Here is a 1,533-nt window from a genome sequence, read left to right as displayed (position 1 = left end):
TGCCGTGCTGGACGTGGAGCGTCGTGGTCACGCGGCCGCTGCCGGCATCGACGTCCGCGACGGTGAGGGCGTTGCCGTTGCCCGGGGCGAAGACGAGGGGGGTGTCCTCGTCCACGGTCTGGGGGCCGGGAACGCCGTTGACCGGCGCGTCGTTCACGGCGGTGACGGCGATCGCGAGGGTGTCGGTGTCGCTCTTAGGCCCGCCCGCGCCGGTATTGCCGCCGTCGTCGGTGAGAATGGTCAGGGTGTCGACGCCGACATAGTCGGCCGCCGGCCGGTAGCGGGTGCCCTCGAGGGCAGCGTTGATCGCCGCGACGGTGCCGGTCAGCGTGACCGTACCCGTGCCGTCGTCCCTCGCCGTGACCCCGATGGCCGAGCCGAGGGTGAGGGTCCCGTGCAGGACGCCGAGGGTGGTGGTGATGCGGCCGTTCCGGGCATCCGCGTCGGAGACGGTCAGGGCGTTGCCCGTCGCCGCCGAGAAGACCAGCGGCGTATCCTCGGCGGTCGCCTGGGCCGCCGGCAGCCCGTTGACCGGCGCGTCGTTCACCGCCGTCACCGCCACGGTCGCGGTGGCGACGGCCGAGCGCAGCACGCCGTCGCTGACGCTCACGTCGATGTTGCGGGGGACGGTGGAGGGATCGCGCTCGGACGAGGAGAACCGCACCCGGCTCAGCGCCGTCTGGTACTCGGCCGTGGTGGCGGCCCCGGTCAGCGTCAGCGTGAAGGTCGCGGGGTCGAAGTGGGCCACGATGCCGGCGGGCAGGGCGCCTGCGACGGACAACGCATCGCCGGCCTGCCCGTTGGTGATCACCGCCGTGGCCGAGGCCAGGCTGGCGCTGTCGATGTCGGTCACCGACACGCCGGCATCGACGATCGCCACACCCGGGCCGCCTTCGGTGTAGCCGGTGGCGTAGCCGCGGCTGGCGGAGAGGGCGAGGACGGGCGCGTCGTCGACCGGGCGCACCGTCACGGTCACCGTCGCGGTCTCGGTCGTCCCGCCCGCCGTCACCGTGTAGGTGAAGCTGTCGGTGCCGGCGAAGTCCGCCGCCGGCGTGTAGGTCAGGGTGCCGTCGGGCCGGAAGGCGACGCTGCCATGCGCGCCCTGCGAGACGGCGGTCACGGCACGGGCCGTGTCCGCGAACGTGTCTGCCGTGGCGCCGTTGGTGCCGGTGACGGCGTTGAAGCTGAGGGCGGTGTCCTCGTCCGTCGCGACCGCATCCGGCACGATGTCGGCGACCGGTATGATGGTGGCGCCGATGGTGCTGGCCGCCGTCGCCCCCGCCGGATCGACGGTGACGAGCGAGATCTGCGCGGCGCCGTTGCGGTCGGCGGCGGGATCGAAGCGAAGCCCGTCGAGGGCGGCGTTGATGGCGGCGACGGGACCGAAGAAGCGCATCGCCCCGTCGCCGGCGCCGGTGCCCTGCAGGAAGGTCAGGCCGGTGGTTCCCGACAGGGTGAGCCGGCCTTGCGCCGTGCTGAGCGTCACGGTGAGCGTTCCGCCATCCGCATCGGCCACGCGGAGGGCGTTGCCGC

General features: G+C 73.5%; 1 protein-coding gene. It reads right to left on the bottom strand.

Features of this window, described 5'->3' with window-relative positions:
• The coding region (locus tag FF100_RS36765; protein ID WP_139040925.1) for an Ig-like domain-containing protein at positions 1-1,486 on the bottom strand (1,486 nt) is incomplete at its 3' end.
• Between the last annotated feature and the right edge of the window lie 47 nt (positions 1,487-1,533).

This window comes from Methylobacterium terricola (assembly GCF_006151805.1).
GTDB lineage: Bacteria > Pseudomonadota > Alphaproteobacteria > Rhizobiales > Beijerinckiaceae > Methylobacterium > Methylobacterium terricola.
This window is presented reverse-complemented; position numbering and strand designations above follow the sequence as displayed.